The sequence below is a fragment of the Mycolicibacterium komossense genome, from assembly GCF_025822605.1.
GTDB classification, from domain to species: Bacteria; Actinomycetota; Actinomycetes; order Mycobacteriales; family Mycobacteriaceae; genus Mycobacterium; species Mycobacterium komossense.
The window spans coordinates 70581-93468 of sequence record NZ_JACKTY010000021.1 but is presented as its reverse complement, the minus strand read 5'-3'; the positions used below and the strand labels follow the sequence as shown (position 1 = coordinate 93468).

The following is a 22888-nucleotide window of genomic DNA, read 5'->3' as shown; positions in this document are numbered from 1 at the left end:
TCAGCCGGGATTCAGCACCTTGCGGTAGAACACCCGCCGGAAGCCGTCCTGGCTCCCGCGGGCGGTCTCCTGGTAACCCAGCTTCGGGTAGAACGTCAGGTTCTCGGTCATCGCCTGGTTGGTGTACAGCCGCACCTCGGTCAGGCCCTGTTCGGCGGCGTCGAATTCGGCGCGGTCCATCAGTTGCCGACCGTAGCCACTGCCCTGGGTGGCGGGCGCGACGGCGATGACGTCGAGGAACAGGTGGTCGCCCTTGTTCTCGGTGACGAGGAGGCCGACAAGTGTTGTGCCGCGGTCGATCACCCAGATCCGTGACGACTGCAGCAGCTGCGCATAGTCAGCCGTCATCGGCGCCGGCGGCCGACCGATCCGCTCGACGTACTTGGTGTATGCCGCATTCACAAGGTCGGTGATCGCGGGCAGGTCTGTGGCGTCGGCGCGCCGCAGGCAGGTGTCAGCCACGACCGCAGCGTACTCACCTGGTCGCGAGGTGCTCCTCGGCGTATCGCGCCGCCCACTCCTTGCGCGGCCGGATCGACACGTCGACATCGGTGGCCGTCGCACGCAGCGCACCCACCGTCGCCTGCTCCTTGGGGATCCGCGCGAACGGATCCCACCCGAAGAACCGGCACGAATTCTGCCAGGTGATCTTGTTGATATCGACGTCGTCAGCACCGGCGGCGTTGAGTTCGGCCAGCACCTGCTCGGGCGCGTCAGGCCAGAAGCAGTCCGAATGCGGATAGTCGCACTCCCAGGCGATGATGTCGATCCCGATCTCATGCCGCAGCTTCAGCGATGTCTTGTCGGTGACGTAGCAGGCCAGCGAGTGGTCACGGAAGACGTCACTGGGCAGCTTGTCGCCGAAGTCCCGGCGCAGCCACTTCTGGTTCGTGTAGTGCCGGTCGCTGCGGTCGAGGTAGAACGGGATCCAGCCGATACCCCCCTCGGAGAAGGCGAACTTCAGGTCGGGATAGTTACGCATCGCCGGACCCCAGAGCAGATCCTGGGCGCACATCGCCGAAACCTGCGTGGCCAAGATGATCAGGTTGTCGATCGGCGCGTTGGGCGCCATGCTGATCGCCCCGAATCCGGTGCCGATGTGCAGGCACATCACCACGTTCTCCTCGGACAGGGTCCGGAAGACCTGGCCCCAGTAGTCCTCGTCGTGGTAGCTCGGAATGCCTTCCAGATGCGGCAGTTCCGGCATGGTCACCGCATGGCAGCCCTTGGCGGCCACCCGACGGATCTCGGCACACATGGCCTCGGGGTTCCAGGTCGGCAGCACGGCGATCGGGATGAAGCGGTCAGGGTAGCTGCCCGCCCATTCGTCGATATGCCAGTCGTTGTACGCCGACACCATCACCAGCGTGACGTCCTCGCGGTGCTGGTTGAGGTGCCGGGCCGAGAAGCCCGTGAACGTCGGGAAGCACATCGAGGCCAGGATGCCGTTGCGGCTCATATCCTTGACCCGCGCGTGCACGTCGTAGACGCCGGGCCGCATCTCGGCGAAACCGGCGGGGTCGCGGCCCCACTCCTCCGGAGGCCAGGACACCACTGCGTTGAGTCCGCTGACTCCCTGTGGTTTGCCCTGGTAGAACCACCGGTCGACGCCCTGATCGTCCTGTACGACGATCGGTGCGTCCTCTTTGTACTTGGCGGGTACGTGGTTGAGGAACATATCGGGAGGCTCCACGACATGGTCGTCGATGCTGACCAGAATCAGGTCGTCGGTATTCATATCCAACTAGTACCCTCTAGCGGTGTGACCGTCTCTGCGCCATCGGACAGAGGTTTAGCCCAACCGGCCAAGTTGGCCGCACCGATTCGCCCGGTGATCGAACTCCGCCGTGGCGGCCATGCCCTGGCGGGCAGTTATCTCTACGAGGGTGACGGGCTGATCACCGGCTGGCACTCGCACGAGGTTCATCAGATCGAGTACGCCCTGCATGGGCTGGTCGAGGTCGAAACCGATACGGCGCACTACCTTTTGCCACCGCAGCAGGCGGCGTGGATCCCCGTCGGCCTCGAACACCAGGCCGTGATGAACCCCGACGTGAAGACGGTCGCGGTGATGTTCGACCCCGGTTTGATCCCGGATGGCGGCGGCCGGGCCCGGATCATCGCAGTGTCGCCGCTGATCCGCGAGATGATGATCTATGCGTTGAAGTGGCCGATCAACCGGCCCGCCGGTGACGACGAGTCGGACAATTTCTTCCGCACATTGGCGGCCCTGGTCGCCGAGGCGCTGGATCACGAAGCGCCACTGAGTCTTCCGACATCGGACAACCCGATCGTGGCGGCCGCGATGGCGTTCACCAAGGAGCACCTCGACTCGGTGACGGCCGACCAGGTCTGCCGGGCCGTCGCCGTGTCGGAACGCACGCTGCGCCGGCTGTTCCAGGACACTCTCGGCCTGCCGTGGCGAACCTACCTCCTGCATGCCCGCATGCTGCGGGCGATGGCGATGCTGGCCGCGCCGGGACAGTCAGTACAGGACACCTCGACCGCCGTCGGCTTCGAGAGCGTGAGCTCGTTCACCCGCGCGTTCACACTGTTCTGCGGGGAGACCCCGTCGTCGTATCGGCGCCGCGTCACCCAGACCCAGGCGTGACGACAGTTCAGTAATCCCATTCTGCGGCAAGGATCTCGGCCAGGTACGCGTCCTGCGCCGGCTGCTGCAGCCGGTCGCGCGCGAAGCGGCGGATCCGCTCACGGATCTCCGGTGACTCATCGGACTGGACGTCGTCGCCGACCGTCACCCGGGTCGAGGCCCAGTCCCGATCCCAGGCAACGGATTCCGTCACCGGCAGCCGGCCTGCGTCAAGCAGAGGCAACAGTGCCCGACCGCCGGCATCGAGCACACCGGTCCCGCTGATGTCCCCGGTTCGCAGCGACACCACCACCCCCGACGCCGACTGAGTACCGCCCACTGCGACGGTGACGATCGCGACAGCCAGCCCGCCGCGGGTCTCGACGGTCCAGTGCACGGTGTCCTCGGCCGCATCGAATATGCCCGGCGCCACAGTCGTCCACCGGAGCGAATCCACCCCGTCGGCGATGGCGCCCACACCGCCGCGACCGCCGTCGGTACCCGCGGCCAACGCGTAATCGTCCCGCCGGCCGGCAGACACGTCGGCCCCGGGCGGCGGTAGCTGATCAAGAGCGGCTTCCAACCGCGCCCAGCCGGCGCCCTCCAGTCCGATATCCGACGCGAGCTCGCCGCACGCTCTGGCGAGACCGACCACCCGGGGATCTCCACCGAGAGCGTGCGCGGTGAGCGCCACCGGATGCGGGGCGAGCAGCTCCCCGACGTCGGAGTCCGGTGTGTCGTCGGTGAAGTAGTCCTGGGCCGCGACCGTCCGCAGCGCGATCTCGGCATCCAGCAGCGCCGCGTCCAGGGCCGGGATACCGGCGCGCGCACTGGCGGGCCACCACCGGCGCAGCCAGTGTCCTAGCGCCAGTGCGCGCAGCGGATCGACCGATCCCCCGATCAACTCGACGCCGGCGATTTCGAGGTTCGGTCCCGCGCTGCGAGCCGCGCCGTCCAGAGCGGTGACGACGGCGTTGTGCCCGGATTCGCCCAACACCCGCCACAGCCAGTCGGCCCGGCGCACATCGGTGAACGTGATCTGCGGTGCCGCCGCCGGGTCGTCGACCGGCCAGGACAGCACCGCACCGCTGACCTCCAGCAATGCGGTCGCGGGCACCGGCGCAGGCCGGGCCGCGGTGCTCCACAGCCCGGATTCGGTCACCAGTCTCATCCGGCGCTCCCTCCGGCCGGATGCAATTCCAGCATCGCCTTGATGCGCTGTCGATGATCCAGGCTCACCGACCGCGCCACCCCCTCGAGCAGTGCCCGTACCTCGTCGACGTCATCGCAGGGTTCCTGCCAGACGTCACGGCCGTGTAGCCGCGCCCAGAGCCGGCTGACGTAGGGGCGGACGAATGCGGAGAGGTCATCGATGACCTGCTGCTGGCGCGGGTGCACCGGTCCCCCGTCGATCAGATAGCGCCGCGCATGCAGGACATAGGCCTCCTTGCGCAGCCGTGCCTGAATCCGAGCGGCCAACTCGTAGGTAGTGTCGGCGTGGTCGGTCAGCGGGTCGAGTTGAACCGCCAGCGCGATTCCCGCCACCAGGGCGGCCTGCTTGTCGTCGGCCAGCAGTCCCCATGGCGCGCAGGCCCGGTCGACCTCCTCGGCGCACAGGGCCGGAATATCGGGCAGCTCGTCGCGATCCATGGCGCGGCGCAAGGTGGCCCGGACCCGGTCGACAACGGTCCGGTCGAGCGGACGCTCACTGCTCGACTCCGGACCGATTGGTGGCAGCTGTTGCGGGGCAACGGAACTGAGCCCGACCTCGACGATCGACCAAGGTAGCTCCTGGGCCGGCCGCCGTGCCAGTGCCCCGAGGTTGAAGGGCGTCGCATCCGCGATCAGTGCCGACCACGCCCGCTGGCGCGCGACCGCTTCGCGATGGCCGGCGGCCGGGCCGAGGACGGTGGTGAGTCCGGCCAGGAACGGGCCGGTGATGGTGTCGCCGGGCTGGATGTCACGCCAGCTGCGGTCGCGCTGTCGAGTCAGCCCGGCGATCACCCGTGGGTCGGCCACGTAACGGTTGAGCACCTCGATGGCGGTGCGATCCCGGTCCCGGTGGATCTCGCGCAGGACGGTTTCGGGGCTGCGCTGACCCGGCCGGTCCGGCGCGCCCGCGGTGACGGCCAGCTCGAAACACACCGGGAAATAGAGCTCCTGGCTATTGCCGGTGGTCAACCGCAGGCGCCGCCGCTCCAGTTTCAGTGCCGCGAACCATGCTGCGGCACAACGTAAATAGTGAGCATTGTCCACAACCAGGTCATAGACGGCCGCGGCCACCTCAGCGTCGAGGACCGGCGCCGAGAACTGGGGATTGGCCCGTAATCGCAGAACCAGCGGATCGAGGATGCGTTTGACTGTCCTGCGCAGAGGCCCGCCGTCGTCACCGCTGAGCACTTCTACACCGGGACCGATCGCCCGCCACGCCTGATCGATGACCGCCCGGCGAGGGCGCTGCCCGTCCGGACCGGGCGCCCCGGCGACGGGTATCGCCTGCGGGCTGGTGCTCATCTGCCAAGGATAGGCGCGCCGAAATGGTGAGGCGGTAGTTGTCGAGACCGGCGAGCCCGGTGCGCGGGGACTGCCGGGCTCCCCCTCGCACCGGCTACCGCTGCCCGTCCACCGCGAACGTCACCAGTGCCGCCCAGTAGACCGGGCTGGCCGTCACGTCCCCGTCACGCCAGCGGCGCATCTGCGCCCGCTGCCAGCGATTCACCGCGAGCGCCGCCTCCGGCTGCTGATGCGCCTCATCGACCGCGCAGACCAGCTCAGCCATCGGATCCATACCCGGTTCGTCGGGCGCGCAGAATTGCCGGTAGCCGGCGCCGGTGGGCAGTGACCACAACGTGGCGGTGACCAGTTGCGCGCCACCGAGGATCATCGCCGCAACCAGGCCGGTGGCCTCGTCGAACCGGTAGTCGCCGCCGGACTCGCAGGCCAGCAGCGCTACCCGCGGCGGTAGCGGCAGGCGCAGCGCCATCAGGTCGGCGGCGGTCAATGCGCGCTGCTCCGCCAGGTGGATCGCCGCCCGGTCCGCATGTCCGAGATCACCGTCGGCGGCGCTCGCGTGCCCGACGAACAACAGTCGACTCGGAGCCTGCTGCAGCAGCGCCGCCAGCCAGTCGCGGTCGGCATCGGTGCGCCGGAACAAGTCAACGGCGGCACCGGCGCCCGGCAGCACCTCCTGCCGCCGCGTCAGCTCACCGAAGTGCCGCACCAACGGAGTCTTCGGGGTCGGCCGGCCCAACACCGAACCCAGTGCCGAATCTGGGCGCTGGCCCGGCACTTTGGGGTCGAGGATCAACAGTGGCGGGTGCTCGAGCAACTCCGAATACGGTGTCGGGGTGCGCGGTGAGTGCACGATATTCGGCGGCGCCGCCATCAGCACGTCCACCAACTCCATCAAGCGGTAGCCCTCGGTGCGCGCGCTCAGATCATCGAGCCGCCAAGGGATCCGCGCCGGTTCCTGGCCGCGGGCCGTGGTGGCTGCCGCTCGCGCCCGGACCAGTTCCTCCTGGGTGGGCCCGGTGGTGGGAACAGCCAGCAGACCCCAGGGCACGCCGGCCAGCCGGGCGCTCGGCGTCACGAACAACACCGCGCGGGGCTGGGCGATGCACTCCATCAGCAGGTCCCAGCCGGCCGGACCGATCAGGAGGACACCGAGCACGTAGGCGACGGTCAGCTCTGTCTGCGCGGCGGCGAACGCCCCAGTCGTCAGGGCCCTTTCGACGGCCTGTCCGCGGCTCTCGCCAGGGTGCGGATCAGGCAGAGCGTCTGCCAGCTGCTGCAACGCCGCCAGCAGAATGGGTTGCTCCACCACCCAGGTGACAGTCCTGGCCGGCTGCCGCAGCACTCGCAGGCTCGCGTAGGTCGCAATGCCGACGTCGGCGAACCTCAGGACCAGCGTGAGGGGCTCGGCGGCAGCGGTCACGGCGAGGTCGACCAGGCGGTCTCGGCGGCGGTGACGTCGCGGTGATATCGCGCCTGCGCCAGGGCACGGTAACGCCCGAGGATGGGTGCGCTGTCCGGCTGCATCCGCAGGGGTGGCAACGGGCCCAGCCGGGTCAGCCCCGCAGCGACCGGTGCCGGCGGTCCCGCTGCGGCCACCGCCAGCTCTGCAGGCTCTGACGACAAGGCGGTCGTTGCCCAGTCCCCCGGCTGCCCGGATGGCGGAACCGAGCTGAATGTGCCGCGTGCACTGTGGTATTCGATGAGCTCACTGATCAGCTGGGTGTTGTCGGCCTCCCAGGCCACGGCGAAGGCACCTGCCAGCATCGGCGCGGCGACCCGGCTGGCCCATCGCAACCTGGCGTCCGCGTCGGCGATCGAATAACGCACCGAATCCACCGCCAGCGCCGCAGGCACTTTCAGGTCGGCGGCACGCTCGAGCTTGGCCGCGGCGTTGCGGTACGCGGCACTGCCGGGCTCGGCGTAGGTCACCCCCAGCGCAGTCGCCTGCCTGGCCTGGGCCGCCTGCCAGTTCTCCGACGGATCACCGGCGCCGTCGAAGCCCAGATCGGCCAGACCGTCGGCGCGCCAGATGGTGCCGAGGTGATCGTCGAGTCGGGCGTACTGCAACCAGCTGGCCCGCGGCCAGGAATCCAGCGCTTCCCTGGCGCGCCCAACCAGGTCGACCGCCTCGGCGAACCGGCCCAAGAAGATCGGAATCCAGCTGCGCTGCAGCAGGATACGGTGGATGTACAGGGGCTTGCCGAGCTCACGCCAGTGCCGTTCGGCCTGTGCGAAGCACTGGTCGGCAGCTTCGAGTGCACCCGCGCCCATCCGGGTCAGGCCGAACAACAGCCAGCAGCGTGATACGTCGTCGGCGCGGGCGTAGCGGGCGATCACCGGATAGGCCTGCGCCACCAGTTGCTCCGTCATCAGGTGGTCACCAGCTGACCAACTCGCGGCACCGCGTTCCAATTGCGTTCTGGCCGTGGCGAGTTCCCAGCCGCGTGCAGCCGCCCTGGCACCAGCCCGGTGCAGCCAGGGGATCGCCCGGGCCAGCTGACCGGTCTCGACACAGAACCTGCCGTAACCGGTGGCCGCTGTCACCAGCAGGTGGTCGTCGGCTTCGCCGGAGTCCGCGCCCGGTGGGCCGAGGTCGGCGATCACCCGCTCCCACATCGGCGCTGCCCTGCTGTGCAGATCATCCTCGCCGAGGGCCCTGGCGCACAATATGGTGGCGTAAGTCAGCAGATGATCCTGCTCCGGTGCGAGTAGCGCCAGTTCGATTGCGGCGGCGTCATGCTCACCGTCGGCCGCGAACAACCCGACCTGCAGGAAGCGTGTCTGGCGGACGCCTGGCCCGATCGTCCGAATGCAGTCAGCCACAGCATCATTGGCACCGCGGGTCAGATAGATGCTGCCGAGCTCGGCGACGACGTCGATCAGCAGATCCTCGCGACCACTCTGCGCGATCCGCGCCAACAGCGATAGCAGCAGGTCTCGGGCGCGCTCCTCCTCGGCCGCGAACGCGAGTCGACGCGCGCGGTGCAGGTCCTCGTCGAGGTCGGGCGACACGGCTGCATCATAAAACGCGCGGCGGGCGCGCCTGGTACACCCGCCGCGCGCCGGAGCTACTCCGCTCAGTTGCAGGTCACCTTGACGGTGAACTTCTTGTTGATCATCCCGGCCATCGGGTTCTTCATATCGGCGCCCGTGGCTTCACCGGTGATGGTGTAGGAATTGCCGTCCACCGAAACCACAGCGGAGCCGACCTTCATACCCATACTGTCGCTGACGGCCAGCGAGTTTCCGTCGACCACCATGCCCAGCGATTCGACCGTCGGAGTGGCGGCATCGGTCATCACGATGCCGATGCCCTGTTGGCCGCCGACGGCACCGCTGGCCACGGTGATCTTGCCTGCCGACTTCACGCAGGTGACGGTGTTGAGATCCAGGCCGGCCAAATCTGCGCCATCGACCTTGACCTCGTTACTGCTGGCCGCTGTGCTTGCGGTCGCACTGCTGGCAGCCGGGCTGCTGCTGGCACTGGTGTGGCTCTGGTTTTCCGAGCAGGCCATCAGGATCGTGGCACCCGTGCTCAATCCGATCACTGCCGCGAGAACTCGTTTCACGGGTCTTCCCTTCCTCTCCGCGCCGCCTCGTTGGCGCCGTCGAAGGGAAGTACAGACGGGGACCCGCGCTACCGATCCCAACATCCATCGTCCTGATCGCCCTTGCCCTGAGCCGAAAAGCCGTCGAGTCCCGCCAGGAGTTGCCACCCGCAGCCGGAGCCCGCAAGATCCTCGCTAATGGACGCACATCTCGCCTTTGAACTCGCCGGCGTCGACGCGATCGGGCAGGGCAGTCTCGTTGCCTCCGGCGAGTTGTCAGCCACCGAACTTCTCGACGCCGCGATCACCAGGGTGGAGGCAGCGCGCGATCTCAACGCCGTCATCACCGACCTGTTCGAGCGCGGACGCGAGCAGGCGGCCACCCTTGACGCCGACGGCTCCCTGCGCGGGCCCGATGCCGGCCCGGTGGCGGGAGTTCCGTTCCTACTCAAGGATCTTGGCGCGTCGCTGGCGGGCGCACCGGAGGCGATGGGCTCCCGGGCCTTCCGAACCCACATCGCGACGGAGACCGCCGGGATCATCGAGCGGTACCTGGCGGCCGGGCTCGTCGTGTTCGGTAAGACCAACACCCCGGAGTGGGGTAACCACTGCACCACCGAGCCGTCGCTGTTCGGGCCGACCGTCAACCCGTGGTCCCCACTGATCACCCCCGGCGGGTCCAGCGGCGGGTCGGCTGCAGCGGTGGCCGCGGGCGTCGTCCCGGCGGCCAGCGGTGGGGACGGCACCGGCTCCATCCGCGTTCCCGCGTCGTGCTGCGGAATCGTCGGACTCAAACCGCGGCGCGCGCGGACCTCGTTTGCGCCCGGCGCCGGCCACGGGATGGAAGGTCTGGTCAACAACCACGCGCTGACCCGATCCGTGCGCGACAGCGCGGCGCTACTCGATATCGTGGCGGGCGCCGCACCGGGCGATCCATACTCCGCGCCGCCACCGGCCGCCCCTTACCTGACGTCGATGTATGAACTGCCCGCCCCGCAGAAAATCCTGATCGCGACCACCTCACCGTTCCCGGGCACCACCACCGACCCCGAGGTCGCCGCGGCCGTCGAGGCGACCGGCCTGGTGCTGGAATCCCTGGGCCACCACGTGGAGCCCGGAGCGCCGACAATCGATCCGGACGAAGTCACGGATGCGATCGCCGTCCTGCATACCGTCAGCAACGCTCAGCTGCACGCCATGGCGACCGCCCATCTCGGTCGCGAACCACACGAGGACGAATTCGAGGCCAGCACCTGGGTGATGGTCCGAGAAGGGTTCCACACCACCGGCGTCGCCTACGCCGCGGCCATCGACGCCGTCCACGCCCAGACCCGTCGCTTCGTCACCGCCATGGGCGATCACGACGTCCTGCTGGTGCCAACCCTGCTGACTCCCCCGCCGCCGTATGCGCTGCTCGACCAGCCGCGCGGCACCACCAGGGCGTTCTTCGACGTGGAGTTCGCCACCACCGGATGGACAACGCTGGCCAACGTCACCGGCTGGGCCGCGATCTCCCTGCCGCTGGGCACCACCTCCGGCGGGCTACCCATCGGGGTTCAGCTGATGGCGCCGGACGAGACGATCCTGCTGCAGTTGGCCGGCCAGCTCGAAGCGGCGACGCCGTGGGCGTCGCGGCGACCAGCACGCTGGGTGGCACCCGTAGCTAACTGACCGTCCTGGTCTGAGCCGACTGTGTCGGGGCCCACAATCCACATGCGACACTGGGCCACATGGTCGTCCCCATCGCACGCCCCAAGCTGGAAGGCAATGTTGCCGTCGGCGGTGATCGCCAGATCGGTTTTGCCGAATTCGGTGATCCACAGGGCCGGGCCGTTTTCTGGCTACACGGCACCCCCGGTGCCCGCAGGCAGATTCCGGTGGAGGCCAGGCTCTGTGCCGAACAGCAGGGCATCCGGCTGATCGGCATCGACCGGCCCGGGATCGGCTCGTCCACCCCGCATCAGTACGGCACTGTCGCCGACTTCGCCCACGACCTGCACACGATCGCCGACGTGCTGGGCATCGACCAGATGGCCGTGGTCGGGCTGTCCGGCGGCGGCCCATACACCCTGGGGTGCGCGGCCGTGCTGCCCGACCGCGTGCTGGCCATCGGCGTGCTGGGCGGGGTCGCCCCCACCATCGGCCCCGACGCCATCGGCGGCGGCGTGATGGCGCTGGCGTCCTTCGTGGCGCCCGCACTTCCGATCGTCGGTCTCCCGCTGCGGCTGGCGGCGGTCAGCTTAATCCGGCTGATCCGGCCGGTCGCCCCCGTGGCGTTGGAGCTCTACGCGCGGATGTCCCCCGAAGGTGACCGCCGGATGCTGGCCCGCCCGGAATTCAAGGCGATGTTCCTCGACGATCTGCTCAACGGTGGCCGCAAACAGCTCGCCGCCCCATTCGCCGATGTCGTGGTGTTCGCCCGCGACTGGGGCTTCCGGCTCGACGAGGTCAAGGTGCCGGTGCGGTGGTGGCACGGCGATCTGGACCACATCGTGCCGTATACGCACGGCCAGCACGTGGTGTCCAGGCTGCCCGACGCCGAGCTGTACACGCTGCCCGGCGAGAGTCACCTCGGTGGCCTCGGGCGGGCCGAGGACATCTTGGGCACCATGATGGAACTCTGGGACGACGCGACCGCCACCCCGTAGTTGGCCCGCTCACTCCTCGCTCGTGAGCACCCGTCGGAGCAGGTGCATCGCGATGGTTGTCGATCGCTCGCGGATGTCGGCCCGACTCCCTGGCAGTCGCATGGTCCTGATGGCTGACGCACCGCCGCGCACCTTCACGCAGAAACACACGGTGCCAACGGGTTTCGCGTCGGTTCCGCCGCCGGGGCCCGCAATGCCGGTGATCGCGATCGCGGTATCCGCCGAAAAGCGATGTAACGCTCCGTCTGCCATCGCCTCGGCGACACCTTCGGACACCGCGCCTTCGGCCGCGATCAGCTCCGCGGGCACGCCGAGCAGTTCGGTCTTCGCGTCGTTGGCGTAGACCACGGCACCACCGATCACATACGCCGAGGAACCGGGGCGCTCGGTGAGCCGCGCCGCGACCAGCCCGGCGGTGCACGATTCCGCCGTCGCGATGCGCCGGCCGGACAACAGTTCGGCGACCTGATCGTCGACCAACGCACCGTCGGTCGAGAACACCTCCTCGCGGTGGCGCTCACGCAACAGCTCGACCAACCGGTCGTAGACGGGCGCTGCGTCCGGCTCGTATCGGGTGACGATTTCCAGCTCACCCCGCCGCAGGCAGGTGGTGATTTCCAGACGGTCGAAGGCGTCGATGACGTGTTCGCCATCGCGCAGGGTTTCCGCCAACTCCGATTCCGGCAGGCCGAACATCCGCACGGTGTCCTGGCGGTACTGCGTGCGCCCGGCAATCGCCTGTTGCAGCGCCGGGGTCTCGGTGGCCGTGCGCCACATCGGTTGCAGCTCACGCGGCGGCCCGGGGAGCACCAACACGGTCGGCCGACCGGGTCCGTCGCCGGGCACGATGACCCCGGGAGCCGTCCCGACGGGATCGAGCACCACCGCCCCGGCCGGGATCATGGCCTGCTTGCGGTTGGCGGCGAGCACCGACTCGAAATCGGCGTCATTGCCGGGGCCTGTCGCGCGCCGTGCCATCAGACGGGTGAGGATCTCGGCGATCTTGGCCTCGAGGGCGGCGTCGAGAATCAGCTCCCGGCCACAGAACCGGGCGACCACCGCAACGGTCATATCGTCGGCGGTCGGGCCCAGTCCCCCGCTGGTGACGATCAGGTCCACACCTTCACCGGCCAGGAAACGCAGCTGCGCCTCGATGTCAGCCGGACGATCACCGCAGATGGTGATGTGCGCCAGCTCCACGCCCAGCTCCAGTAGGCGATCGGCGACGAAGGGACCGTTGCGGTCCTGGACCCGGCCGGTCAGTACCTCGGTGCCGGTGACGACGATTCCCGCGCGGACGCTCACCCTTACGACGGTGCGACGCCCGGCGCGCGGACGATCATCGGAACGGCAGGGAAGTACGCCGCCATCTCCGAACGCGACTTACGCAGTGCTGCAGTGCCATAGCCGTGTTTGCGGTGCTCGGGGTGAATCCAGACGCGGACGTTGACCTCGCCGTCGACGAGCTCGCCGAAGACCATGCCCACCTTGTCGGTACCTTCGACCGCCACGAACCACGCCGCCTCTTCGGCCGCCACCCGGTTCAGCGCCGCCTGGATCTCGTCGTCCAGATTGCCTGCGGGAGCACCGGAACCGTCACCCGCTGCCTTGATTTCCTCGGTGCGCGCGGCGAACAGATCGCGGTCGGTGGCGCTGGCGAAGGGGCGCAGCGCCAGCGTCTCCCCCTTGCTGGCGGGCCGCTCGTTGAGCGTGAAGTGCAGCTGGCTGTTCAGATCGTCGAGCTCGGCGGCGATCGTCCGGCGCGAATCCTTGGTCAGTTGGTTGAACGACAGACCGAGCACGGCCTCGGCAGACCGAGCCGAGGTGCCGAGCAGTGCCGCGATGGCGTCGACCGCGGTCGCCCGGTCCTCGGCCTCGACGATCGCGTCGAGCACCTCGTGCCGGCGGTTCAGTGCGGTCATCAGGGCGTCGGTGATTTCGCGGCGGTCGGCGGCGATGTCTTGATCAGGCATGGCCCAAGCCTAGAACAGCCGACCGTCCGCGCCGCACCCGTCGGCGGGGTTCCGTATCGCCGTCGGCTACGGACTCGTCGACTCGCCGGTCTCCGCGCACCTGGCGTGACGCTAGCGCACGGGCGGCTATTCACCTGGGCTGACCGGCACCACGACCGGGTCGGTGTTGTACCCGCTGACCCGAACCCACGCCGGTGTCCCCGCCGAGCCCGCCGGTACCGTCGCGCGCAGCGTAACCGTCTCACCGGGGAACACCGTGACGTAGTTGTCGCTGTACTCGATCGGGAGGATCTCGTCGCCGTCGCGCGCCGACATCACCTCCGCGCGTTCGAAGAACGCCACCTGTCTGGACGGGTTGGCGAGCTGGATCGTCACGGCGGCACTGTCGTCGGAGGCGCGCTGAGCGTGGATGTCCAGCGGCGCACGCGCCATGGTGTTCAGTGCCGTCATGTCCGCCCAGCTGGCCTGCCTGAGGTCGAACGCCGCATCGTTGCGCGGATCGCCGACGTCATCGCGCTGCTGTGACTGCCAGTAGACGTTCTCGCTGAGCACCGTGTCGGAGTTATCCAGTAGCTCGCAGCGCACGAAGTACACCGGCGAGTCCACCGGAATCCGCGGCAGGCTCAGCGCCGGAGTCGCTCCGCCGGAAGGGATGTCGATCCCGTCGACAGTGCGGTCGTCGCGCACCCGGCCGGTGAGATCGTAGGTGCGAACCCGGACCTTGAGGTCCTTCTGATTCTGCGGTGACTGGTTGACCGCGGTGATCTTCGCCTGGGCGTGATCGCCGGTGGCGTAGCTGTCGAACACCACCGATAGTGGCCGCAGTCCCGTTTTGGCGCCGTAGTAGGCGCCGCCGGGACGCAGGTAGTAGTCGAACAGATTCCCGAAGAACGACGGCCAGTGGTTGTTGAGCATCCAGTAGATCGTCATCTTGTGGTTGTCCCACCCATTCGCGGCGAACGCCTCGAACTGGGCCCTGGTCGACTCATAGTGTGCGAGTTGGGCTTTGCGGGCGAATTCCTCGGCGCTTTGCGATGTCCCGTACCGGCGGACCACCGCGGTACGGATGCTGGAGAGCTGCGAATTGCTCGCGTTGGAGCCGGCGTGGAAATACCAGTCGTCGTTGATCGGCCACAGCTTGTCCGCCGGGATGAACTGTTTCAGGCTGGCATAAGGCGGGATGTGTTCGTTGTCGCCCTGTTCGGCCGACGATCCGCGGGTGGCGGCGTATTGACCGGCGAACCAGTAGCTCGGAGGGCGCCAACTGTAGGGACCGGCCATCTGGATGCCGTCCCAGGCGATATCGCCGTCCTCGTCGTGGTTGATCGACGACACGGTGTCCACCACGGCGTTCTGCCAGTGTTCCTCGGCGAGGATGTCGTGATACCAGCCGCGCACCTCCGGGGGTGGTCGGCCGTCGCTGCCGTTGGCCCAGATGAAGGCCGAGGCGTGTGGGCCGAACTCCTCGATCTGGGACCGCATACTCGCCTGCGCGACGTTGCGGTCCTCTTCGTCCCACTGCCACCACTTCTCCCACTGGTTGCAGCACATCCACCCGTACATCAGCGGGATACCGAGCTCGTCGGCGGTCTCGGTGAGGTGATCGCCGGGGAACTTGCCTTCCAGCCGCAGCATGTTGAGGCCGAGATCCTTGACATAGTGCAGGATCGCGGTCTCCCGGCCGGGGTCGTACTTGTAGAGCAGGTCAGGGGTGTACGTCGCGCCGCGGATCAGGAAGTCTTTGCCGTTGACCGTGAGGTAGAAGTTGCCGCCCTGCCCCAGTTCGGGGAACTGGTCGTCGGAATCGCGGTGCTGGGTGACGGTGCGGATCCCGAAGCGCTGGTGGGCGGTGTCGACCACACGGTCGTACTGGCGGAACTCCAGCTGCAGGTCGTAGAGATCCGGCTTGCCCATGGTGTAGGGCCACCACAGGTCCGGGTGAGCCACCGTGAGAGCAGTGAACGCATCTGGACTGAAACTGATCTCGCGTTGTTGGCCGGGATTGAGCGTCACCGGTTGCTCGACCTGGATGCCCGGCTTGCCCGCCCGGGTGATGGTGGCCCGCAGGACACCGCGGATCTTCTGCGACGAGTTGTTACGCACGTCGGCGTCGATGGTCAGGCGCGCGGAATCGGTGGCGGGCAGCGGAAGTTCGGTGGTGACCGTTGCTGTCCCCAGTGTCGCCGCGCCAGAGGTCCGCAGGTACACCGGTTTCCAGATACCGGCGTTGCGGTCCGGGGGGAACGAATTGCCGTTGGCCGGATTCTTCTGGGGCCCTTGGTATCCGAGGTACTTCCAGTTGAGCCAGTCATACCAGCTGTCGGCCAGTTCGACGCCGTCGACATCCTGGATCGCCTGCTCCGGGGTCACCTTCACCGCGAGGGTGTTCTGCTCGCCGGGCCGAATCCACGGCGTGACGTCGAGGTCGTGGCTGACATACATCCCGACGATCTGTTTACTGTCGGCCACCATCTGGCCGTTCAGCCAGATCTCGGCCCGGTAGTTGATACCAGGAAACCCGAGCGCGTAGGTGCTGTGCCCGGCCGGCGCGGTGAACGTGGTGCGGTACCACCAGTCTTGCTGATAGAGGTCCGCCGGCACGTCGTCGCGCAGGTTGGTGCCGAAATACAGATTGGGATAGGTGCCGTCATCCTGCAGTGCTTCCAGCACGGTCGAGGGCATCTGCTTGATGGCATGCCAGTCGCTGTCGCTATAGCCGGCGCTGGAGACTGCCGCCCCGTCGGCGGACACATCGCGCGCCGAGGCCAAGCGCCAACCCTGTGCCAACTCGATCGTCGAAGGCGCCGCTTCGGGGCGGGCAAATGCAGGAAAATCGCCGGCACACAGCACCAGCAGAAGTACCAGCGAACAGGCGAGGGTTTTCAGGCTGGCGGTTCGACGCGTCCCACTCGATATGGCCGGCCTCCTGACGTGTTTACGCCGAATACATTACGAGATCCGGGAGTCGCCGACGAACTGGAGCGGCGCCGTACTAAACTAGAACACGTTTCAGTTTCGCCCATCGCCCCAGCAAGGAACAGGCATGCACACTTCACTCTGTGACCAGCTCGGCATCGAATTTCCGATCTTTGCCTTCACCCACTGCCGCGACGTCGTCGTCGCCGTCAGCAAGGCAGGTGGTTTCGGAGTGCTGGGGGCGGTCGGCTTCACCCCCGAGCAGCTCGAAATCGAGCTGAAGTGGATCGACGAGAACATCGGCGAGCACACCTACGGCGTCGACATCGTCATCCCCAACAAGTACGAGGGTATGGACTCCGGGCTGTCCGCCGACGAGCTGGCCAAAACGCTCGTCGACATGGTGCCCCAGGAGCATCTCGACTTCGCCCGCAAGATCTTGACCGATCACGGTGTTCCGCTGACGGCGGAGGACAACGAGAGCACCCTGCAGCTGCTCGGCTGGACCGAAGCCACCGCGACACCCCAGGTCGAGGTCGCGCTCCGGCACCCCAAGATGACGCTGATCGCCAACGCGCTCGGGACCCCGCCGCCGGACATGATCAAGCACATCCACAACGAGGGCCGCAAGGTCGCCGCCCTGTGCGGCTCCCCCAGCCAGGCGAAGAAACACGCCGAGGCCGGCGTCGACATCATCATCGCCCAGGGCGGCGAGGCCGGCGGGCACAGCGGCGAGGTGGGCTCGATCGTGCTGTGGCCGCAGGTGGTCAAGGAAGTGGCACCCGTGCCGGTCCTGGCCGCGGGTGGCATCGGCAGTGGCCAGCAGATCGCCGCGGCGCTGGCCCTCGGGGCGCAGGGCGCCTGGACGGGCTCACAGTGGCTGATGGTCGAGGAGGCCCACAACACTCCCGTCCAGCAGGCCGCCTACATCAAGGCCGGCAGCCGCGATACCGTCCGCAGCCGCTCGTTCACCGGCAAGCCGGCCCGGATGCTGCGCAACGACTGGACCGAGGCCTGGGAGAACCCGGACAACCCGAAGCCACTCGGAATGCCGTTGCAGTACATGGTTTCCGGGCTCGCGGTGTCGGCGACCAACAAGTATCCGAACGAGACCGTCGACGTCGCCTTCAACCCGGTCGGCCAGGTGGTCGGACAGTTCACCAAGGTGGAGAAGACCGCCACCGTGATCCAGCGCTGGGTGCAGGAGTACCTCGAGGCGACGACCACCCTGGAGGAACTGAACGCCGCGGCCTCGGTTTAGGACTCACGCTGCTCAGGGCTGAGGCGGTTCAGGACCGAGGCCTAGGCGTAGAAGTCCTGCTGCCAGCCCTTCGCGCCGGCGCATTCCAGTGCAAGGCCGTCGACGGTTTGCGCCATGGCCTTGCCCGCCTGGGGACACGGCGCACCCACCGTCTGCACTCCGTATAGCGGTGGGGACCACACCCAGAACCCGGAATCCACCGGCGGCCACTGGTTTGGGATGTAGTGGCAGGCGTAGGTCTGGCCGGTGGCTCCGCGGCCGAAGATGAACCGTTCCCAGCTGTAGCAGGCCGTGCTGAGCTCGACGCCGTAGACCATGTTCGGCACATCGGCCATATCCTGGGCGGGAGCCGCGGCGGCCGTCGGTGCGGTCGTCACGGTCGCCGCGGCGACGCCTATGACTGCACTGGCCGCGCTCAGCGCAATGGTTAGTTCGCGAATCATGTCCCGCCCTCAGCGTGTAGAAGGTTCGTGATCTTCGCAGACCTCGCCCCGCCAGCCCTGCGGGTGGAAAGCCTAGTGCGTGGGGTGGGCGGCCATGATCAACTCAGATCTTTTGCACGAAACGCGGCACGGGCAACGGTGGCAATGCCGCTCAGAGTGGTTACCTTGACACATGCTGTCCAGCCGAAACTTCCTGATGCTGGCGGGACTTGGCGCCCTGCTCGCGACGTTCGTCCTGTTCGCGGGTGTGGTGATCCGCCAGGGTGGCCCGACGGCGTTGCCGGCCGCCGATGCGGCCCCCGCTACCTCGACATCCAGCACGTCGACCACGTCGACGACGACCTCCAGTGCCACTCCCACGACCACCGGTACGAGTGCCACCTCGGCGACTACCAGCACGTCAGCCGACTCAGGTGCCTACGCCACCGACAGCCGCGGCTTCGTGGATTCCGCCGCGCGCTGCGACGACGGCCAGACCGCGGTCGCCGTGGGGCACACGCAACGATCGCTGGTGGTGATCTGCTCGGTCGGCAGCGGCTACCAATACCGCGGAGTGCGGGTCAGTGACGGCGCCGGCCTGAAGGCTGCGGCAACGGCGACCAGCGACGGCTTCGAGGCCGAGACCGACGGCTCGGTGTACTCGGTATCGCCGACGGAGTTGCTGGTCACCGCTGGCGGCAAGGTCATCTACCGCGACACCTGGATCCAGTACCGGCAGCAGCCGACGTTATCGACCGCCACGACGTCGACCGCCACTACGTCGACCAGCACGAGCACCTCGACGACCAGCACGACTACCTCGACAACAGCGAGCACGGCGACCTCGACGAAGGCCACCGGCTGAGCTTTCGCTACGGAGCTGGCGCAGGCGCCGGTACGTCGGCAGGCGCCGGCGGAACCACAGGTGCCGGCGGCACCGCAGGAGCCGGAGCGGCGGCAGGAGCTGCCGGATCCAGCGGCGGCGGGACGGCGCCTGGTGCGCCGGACTGCGGACCCGCGGGCATCCCGGCCGGCGGCATCGCATCGGCGTCCATGGGGCGTTGGGTCAGGAGCAGCAGCGCGTCGCCGCCGCTGACGTCCTGGGTCTGGACGGCGTGCCAGAGATCCCGCAGATACGACAGCCCATGACCCTGCGGCGGCTCGGTGGGATCGTCGGTGGTGCCTGGCGGCAGGTTCTGCGGGCTCGGCAGGTGCGGCACGCCGTTGACGGGTGGCGCAGTTGCGGGCGCGGGCAGTGCGGCCGGATCAGCGGACATGTTCTGCACCGAAGCGGGAGCGGGGAGCACCGGAGTGGAGGCGACGGGACCGGGCTGAGCCGCGTCGGCCAGAGCCGGCGCCGGCGGGACCGGAGCAGCCTGGGCGGGAACGGGCTGGTTGGGGTCCGGCCTGAGCGGAACCGGGTCAGCGGCCGCCGTCGGCGTCAGCGTCACTGCCGTCAAAACTCCGAGTGCACCAAGGGCGGCGGACAACGCCACCCGGCGGGGTTCGATACGCACCATAGTTATTCCTTCACCTCAGCCGCCCCATTCGTTACAAGGACAAGACGCGGGCTTTTACTGCCATCCGTCCGGCGACTGACAGGCCGTAGCCCAGAACTACGAGACCGACGGCCAGGATCGCCACATTGCTCAGTACGCCGCTGACCCCGATGCTGATGGGGTCGAGAAAATAATAGGGCGCCCGCCGACCGGCCCGGTTCAGCACCAGCAGGGCCAGCCCCAGATAGGCCGCCGGGTAGGACAGCCACGCCAACGGCTGCCACCAGCGGACCAGGCCCTGGCTGTGTCCGACGAGCAACCAGTCGGCAAGGGCGAGAATGGGCACGACGATGTGCAACAGGATATTCGGGCCGGTGTAGCCCATGCTCAGGTTCACCAGGTACAGGTTCCAGATCACGCCCGCCACGACGACGTACATAACCACCGCGCCGCGCAGGCCCACCCTGCTGTCGGCCCGAGGTGAGACCAGAGTCCACAAGTAATAAGCCCCGGCCAGCACATTGGCTTGATAGGTGAACGTCAGTAGCCGCCACAACATCCCGGATCGGGACTGTGTTTCCACCAGAGCCATCGCCGCCAGGACAGCGGCGACGATGCCCACCCGCAGCACAACCCGGACGGGCTGCTCGGCAAACCGCATGGGGTAGTCAAACACGGCAGCCTCCGATTCACTCGGTTCGACGCGTCCTGGTGTGCTCTTCCTCCGGTCGGAACACGTTTCAGTTCAAGGATTTCAGAACCGGCCACGGGGCGCCCATCAGCGGTGTACCAATGCAGACGAGACCTAGAACATGTCGCAAAAAAACGAATCTCGCCGCAATAAAGGAGCCAGCCGATGCCGAGTCCGAGCCTGCCACCCGGTTTCGATTTCACCGATCCTGACCTGAATTGCGCGCGACTGCCAGTCGAAGAGCTCGCGCAGTTGCGCCAGAGCGCACCGATCTGGTGGAACGAACAGCCACTGGACTCCGGGTTCAAGGACGGCGGGTACTGGATGGTGACCAAGCACAAGGACGTCAAGGAGGTTTCCGTCCGAAGCGACATCTTCTCCAGCCTGGCGAAGACCGCCCTCCCCCGCTATCCGGAGGGGTCCACCCAGGATCAGCTCGAGACCGGCAGTTTCGTCCTGTTGAACATGGACGCGCCGCGGCACACCCATCTGCGCAAGATCATCTCGCGGGGGTTCACCCCGAGAGCCGTCGAACGGCTCCGCGAGGACCTCGGCCAGCGCGCCCAGAACATCGCCAAGACCGCGGCCGCCGAAGGCCGCGGCGACTTCGTCGAACAGGTGTCCTGCGAACTGCCCCTGCAGGCCATCGCCGGCTTGATCGGCATCCCGGTGGAAGATCGCAAGAAGATCTTCGACTGGTCCAACCAGATGGTCGCCGACGACGATCCAGAATTCGCACACAACGACGGCCGCAACTCGGCCATGGAACTGATCATGTACGCCATGCAGCTGGCCGCCGTCCGGGCCGAGCAACCTGGCGAGGATATCGTCACCAAGCTGATCCAGGCCGACGTCGATGGGCACAAGCTGACCGACGACGAGTTCGGCTTCTTCATGGTGTTGCTGGCGGTGGCAGGCAATGAGACCACCCGCAACTCGATCACGCACGGCATGATCGCTTTCGCCGATCACCCTGACCAGTGGGAACTCTACAAGCGGGACCGGCCGTTCTCCGCGGTCGACGAGATCGTCCGCTGGGCGACGCCCGTCACGTCCTTCCAGCGGACCGCGCTGGCCGACTACGACCTGTCCGGGACGCTGATCAAGAAGGGCCAGCGGGTTCTGATGTCATACCGGTCGGCCAATTTCGACGAAGAGGTCTTCGACGATCCGTTCGCATTCAACATCTTGCGTGATCCCAACCCGCATGTCGGTTTCGGTGGAACCGGTGCGCACTACTGCGTCGGCGCGAACCTGGCCAGGATGACGATCGAGCTGATGTTCAACGCCATCGCGGACCACATGCCGGACCTGACTCCCGTCAGTGCACCGGAAAGATTGCGGTCGGGCTGGCTCAACGGCATCAAACATTGGCAGGTCGATTACCAGGGCCAGAAAGATCAATTGGTCTGACTGGTAAACCGATCCCGATCTGTCGACCGGGCGAGATCACCGACGGCTGAGAACCTCCACGGTGACGGCTGATCAGTTCCCGAGGTGCAGCTTTTCCTTGAGCCAGGACCGAACCGGTGTCTGCGGTTCGGGCGGCGCCACCACCTGCGGCGCCGGCGGCGGCACGTATGCGGGCGGAGGCACGTACGCGGGCGAGGCCACATCGGCCGGCGGCGCGACGGCGGCCGGGTCGTCGGGTACATAGGCCGGGGCCTGCGGCTCCGGCGCGTAGGTGGACTCCGGTTCCGGCGCGGGAGGCAGCGCTTCCTCGGGTGCCGGGGCCGGGTCGACTGCTTGCGGCGGCGGCGCATCAGCCACCGGGACCGCGGGCGGTGCCTCCGGCACGATCGGCGCCGCGATCGGCGGTGTGCCGGCGGTCTGGAGGACCTCGCGACTCTCGACCGGTATCGATTGGGCCGGAACCAGATGGGGGCCCAGCGCCAGCGAAACCGACACCACGAAAGTCACCGCACCGGCCACCAGCATCGTCATCGGGGCGGCGTAGGACTTGCGCTTGATGACGCGACGCGGTTCGGGGGTGTACTCCCAACGGTCTTCCTCGCCGGTCCCGAACAGCGACTGAGCTCCGGCGGAGGTGGCAGAGGCCAGCGCGGCGCCGTGCGCCAGAGCCAACTCGGCCTCCGGCGGATCGAAAACCGGCAAGGCCAGCGCCTCCTCAAGCCGGGTTGCGACGGCTTTGAGCCCACCGACCGAACCGACCACGAAAAGCCCTTCGGGGCGCCAGTCGTCGCGATCGAAGATGGCGGTCACCCAGTCGATGAGCGCGTTCTCGCTGTCGAGGGTGTGACTGACCAGTGTTTCGACTTCACCGTCATAGGTGTCGACCAGCGACAGCATCACCGCATCGGGCTCGACGACGCACACCGCGGTGCGTTCGTAACCGATCACCCGCCCGATGCTGCAGGCCAGCGCTTCGGCGGCTTGCGGAAGTTTCACCAGCACGATGTTGTGCAGACCGAGGCCGGCAAGAGAGTCCAGCAGCTGGGAGGCTTCCAGGTCGGCGTCGTCGCTCCACGTCACGCCGATGGAGTGCAGCCGCTGACCTTCTGCCTCGGCGATGCTGAGCACAGCCTCGGCCACTTCCTCGGAGGCCCGGGTGGTGAACTCGTCGTGTTCGAGGGTGGCTCCGTCACCGGTTTGCCCTTCCACCAGCACGGTCTGGACATTCGTCGGCGTCACCAGGAGACCGAGCACGGTGTCCACGTATGTACTCCCTTCGTGCCCGGGCCGCGCCACCGCCGCTGGATGCGCCATCCAGAAACGCCGTCACGCTGTCCGGGGTAGCGAGGCCAGGAGCTGACCCGCATCGCGTGAGCCTACCCGCGCACAGGTATAGCGGCTCGATGCTCTTTC

The 22888-nt window shown here is 67.6% G+C and carries 19 protein-coding genes and 1 pseudogene; 6 read left to right on the top strand and 14 right to left on the bottom strand.

Features of this window, described 5'->3' with window-relative positions:
* Positions 1 to 462 (bottom strand): GNAT family N-acetyltransferase, encoded by a 462-nt coding sequence (locus tag H7J73_RS10095; protein WP_264067206.1) that lies wholly within the window; start codon positions 460 to 462, stop codon positions 1 to 3.
* A gap of 13 nt (positions 463 to 475) precedes the next feature.
* Complete coding sequence (locus tag H7J73_RS10090) at positions 476 to 1738, bottom strand: amidohydrolase family protein (protein ID WP_264067205.1); 1263 nt, start codon at positions 1736 to 1738, stop codon at positions 476 to 478.
* Between the two features lie 24 nt (positions 1739 to 1762).
* On the opposite strand from H7J73_RS10090, the gene H7J73_RS10085 reads away from it, so the two are divergent.
* Entirely contained in the window at positions 1763 to 2611 is an 849-nt protein-coding gene (locus tag H7J73_RS10085) for an AraC family transcriptional regulator (RefSeq protein ID WP_264067204.1), read from the top strand.
* A 7-nt stretch (positions 2612 to 2618) separates the two neighbouring features.
* Here the strand turns inward: H7J73_RS10085 and H7J73_RS10080 are convergent, their stop codons facing one another.
* From H7J73_RS10080 to H7J73_RS10060, 5 genes are all read right to left on the bottom strand, one after another.
* Positions 2619 to 3761 carry a hypothetical protein gene (locus H7J73_RS10080; protein ID WP_264067203.1) on the bottom strand — a complete coding sequence of 381 codons (1143 nt, stop codon included), beginning with the start codon at positions 3759 to 3761 and terminating at the stop codon, positions 2619 to 2621.
* Entirely contained in the window at positions 3758 to 5104 is a 1347-nt protein-coding gene (locus H7J73_RS10075) for a hypothetical protein (protein WP_264067202.1), read from the bottom strand. The genes H7J73_RS10080 and H7J73_RS10075 overlap by 4 nt, the downstream gene beginning before the upstream one ends.
* Positions 5105 to 5198: 94 nt before the next feature.
* Complete coding sequence (locus H7J73_RS10070) at positions 5199 to 6524, bottom strand: CHAT domain-containing protein (RefSeq protein WP_264067201.1); 1326 nt, start codon at positions 6522 to 6524, stop codon at positions 5199 to 5201.
* On the bottom strand, positions 6521 to 8116 hold the full coding sequence (locus H7J73_RS10065) for a hypothetical protein (RefSeq protein ID WP_264067200.1): 1596 nt from the start codon (positions 8114 to 8116) through the stop codon (positions 6521 to 6523). Before H7J73_RS10065 ends, H7J73_RS10070 begins: the two co-directional genes overlap by 4 nt.
* A 65-nt stretch (positions 8117 to 8181) precedes the next feature.
* Positions 8182 to 8673: a lipoprotein LpqH gene (locus H7J73_RS10060; protein ID WP_264067199.1), complete on the bottom strand. Its 492-nt coding sequence runs from the start codon at positions 8671 to 8673 to the stop codon at positions 8182 to 8184.
* A 177-nt stretch (positions 8674 to 8850) separates the two neighbouring features.
* Between H7J73_RS10060 and H7J73_RS10055 the strand changes: the two genes are divergently transcribed.
* A complete protein-coding gene (locus H7J73_RS10055) occupies positions 8851 to 10323 on the top strand; it encodes an amidase (protein WP_264067198.1) in 1473 nt (490 codons plus the stop codon).
* A gap of 59 nt (positions 10324 to 10382) precedes the next feature.
* Positions 10383 to 11300 carry an alpha/beta fold hydrolase gene (locus tag H7J73_RS10050; RefSeq protein WP_264067197.1) on the top strand — a complete coding sequence of 306 codons (918 nt, stop codon included), beginning with the start codon at positions 10383 to 10385 and terminating at the stop codon, positions 11298 to 11300.
* 9 nt (positions 11301 to 11309) lie between these two features.
* Here the strand turns inward: H7J73_RS10050 and H7J73_RS10045 are convergent, their stop codons facing one another.
* The 3 genes from H7J73_RS10045 to H7J73_RS10035 all read right to left on the bottom strand — a co-directional run bounded on the left by H7J73_RS10045 (position 11310) and on the right by H7J73_RS10035 (position 16042).
* Positions 11310 to 12605, bottom strand: coding sequence for a competence/damage-inducible protein A (locus H7J73_RS10045; protein ID WP_264067196.1), 1296 nt, complete (start codon positions 12603 to 12605; stop codon positions 11310 to 11312).
* Between the two features lie 2 nt (positions 12606 to 12607).
* On the bottom strand, positions 12608 to 13273 hold the full coding sequence (locus H7J73_RS10040) for a GNAT family N-acetyltransferase (protein WP_264067195.1): 666 nt from the start codon (positions 13271 to 13273) through the stop codon (positions 12608 to 12610).
* Positions 13274 to 13399: 126 nt separating this feature from the next.
* The gene (locus tag H7J73_RS10035; protein WP_308207402.1) at positions 13400 to 16042 is read right to left on the bottom strand and encodes a glycoside hydrolase family 2 protein; all 2643 of its coding nucleotides are present in this window, start codon (positions 16040 to 16042) and stop codon (positions 13400 to 13402) included.
* A gap of 274 nt (positions 16043 to 16316) precedes the next feature.
* On the opposite strand from H7J73_RS10035, the gene H7J73_RS10030 reads away from it, so the two are divergent.
* Entirely contained in the window at positions 16317 to 17450 is a 1134-nt protein-coding gene (locus tag H7J73_RS10030; RefSeq protein ID WP_264067194.1) for a nitronate monooxygenase, read from the top strand.
* A gap of 12 nt (positions 17451 to 17462) precedes the next feature.
* Here H7J73_RS10030 and H7J73_RS10025 read toward each other — a convergent pair.
* Positions 17463 to 17893, bottom strand: a pseudogene (locus H7J73_RS10025) (hypothetical protein).
* A gap of 172 nt (positions 17894 to 18065) precedes the next feature.
* On the opposite strand from H7J73_RS10025, the gene H7J73_RS10020 reads away from it, so the two are divergent.
* Entirely contained in the window at positions 18066 to 18737 is a 672-nt protein-coding gene (locus H7J73_RS10020) for a hypothetical protein (protein WP_264067192.1), read from the top strand.
* A gap of 7 nt (positions 18738 to 18744) precedes the next feature.
* Here H7J73_RS10020 and H7J73_RS10015 read toward each other — a convergent pair whose 3' ends face one another.
* On the bottom strand, positions 18745 to 19392 hold the full coding sequence (locus tag H7J73_RS10015) for a hypothetical protein (RefSeq protein WP_276031111.1): 648 nt from the start codon (positions 19390 to 19392) through the stop codon (positions 18745 to 18747).
* A 31-nt stretch (positions 19393 to 19423) separates the two neighbouring features.
* Positions 19424 to 20032: a Pr6Pr family membrane protein gene (locus tag H7J73_RS10010; RefSeq protein WP_264067214.1), complete on the bottom strand. Its 609-nt coding sequence runs from the start codon at positions 20030 to 20032 to the stop codon at positions 19424 to 19426.
* Positions 20033 to 20227: 195 nt separating this feature from the next.
* On the opposite strand from H7J73_RS10010, the gene H7J73_RS10005 reads away from it, so the two are divergent.
* Positions 20228 to 21475 carry a cytochrome P450 gene (locus H7J73_RS10005; RefSeq protein ID WP_264067191.1) on the top strand — a complete coding sequence of 416 codons (1248 nt, stop codon included), beginning with the start codon at positions 20228 to 20230 and terminating at the stop codon, positions 21473 to 21475.
* Between the two features lie 72 nt (positions 21476 to 21547).
* Here the strand turns inward: H7J73_RS10005 and H7J73_RS10000 are convergent, their stop codons facing one another.
* On the bottom strand, positions 21548 to 22738 hold the full coding sequence (locus tag H7J73_RS10000) for a DUF7159 family protein (RefSeq protein WP_264067190.1): 1191 nt from the start codon (positions 22736 to 22738) through the stop codon (positions 21548 to 21550).
* Between the last annotated feature and the right edge of the window lie 150 nt (positions 22739 to 22888).

What these genes read in the sequence shown, in the direction of transcription:
- H7J73_RS10020 (WP_264067192.1), top strand. Translation starts at nt 18,066, where the DNA reads ATGCTGTCCAGCCGAAACTTCCTGATGCTGGCGGGACTTGGCGCCCTG.
- H7J73_RS10050 (WP_264067197.1), top strand. Translation starts at nt 10,383, where the DNA reads ATGGTCGTCCCCATCGCACGCCCCAAGCTGGAAGGCAATGTTGCCGTC.
- H7J73_RS10030 (WP_264067194.1), top strand. Translation starts at nt 16,317, where the DNA reads ATGCACACTTCACTCTGTGACCAGCTCGGCATCGAATTTCCGATCTTT.
- H7J73_RS10055 (WP_264067198.1), top strand. Translation starts at nt 8,851, where the DNA reads ATGGACGCACATCTCGCCTTTGAACTCGCCGGCGTCGACGCGATCGGG.
- H7J73_RS10075 (WP_264067202.1), bottom strand. Translation starts at nt 5,104, where the DNA reads ATGAGCACCAGCCCGCAGGCGATACCCGTCGCCGGGGCGCCCGGTCCG.
- H7J73_RS10005 (WP_264067191.1), top strand. Translation starts at nt 20,228, where the DNA reads ATGCCGAGTCCGAGCCTGCCACCCGGTTTCGATTTCACCGATCCTGAC.
- H7J73_RS10090 (WP_264067205.1), bottom strand. Translation starts at nt 1,738, where the DNA reads ATGAATACCGACGACCTGATTCTGGTCAGCATCGACGACCATGTCGTG.
- H7J73_RS10010 (WP_264067214.1), bottom strand. Translation starts at nt 20,032, where the DNA reads ATGCGGTTTGCCGAGCAGCCCGTCCGGGTTGTGCTGCGGGTGGGCATC.
- H7J73_RS10040 (WP_264067195.1), bottom strand. Translation starts at nt 13,273, where the DNA reads ATGCCTGATCAAGACATCGCCGCCGACCGCCGCGAAATCACCGACGCC.
- H7J73_RS10080 (WP_264067203.1), bottom strand. Translation starts at nt 3,761, where the DNA reads ATGAGACTGGTGACCGAATCCGGGCTGTGGAGCACCGCGGCCCGGCCT.
- H7J73_RS10015 (WP_276031111.1), bottom strand. Translation starts at nt 19,392, where the DNA reads ATGGTGCGTATCGAACCCCGCCGGGTGGCGTTGTCCGCCGCCCTTGGT.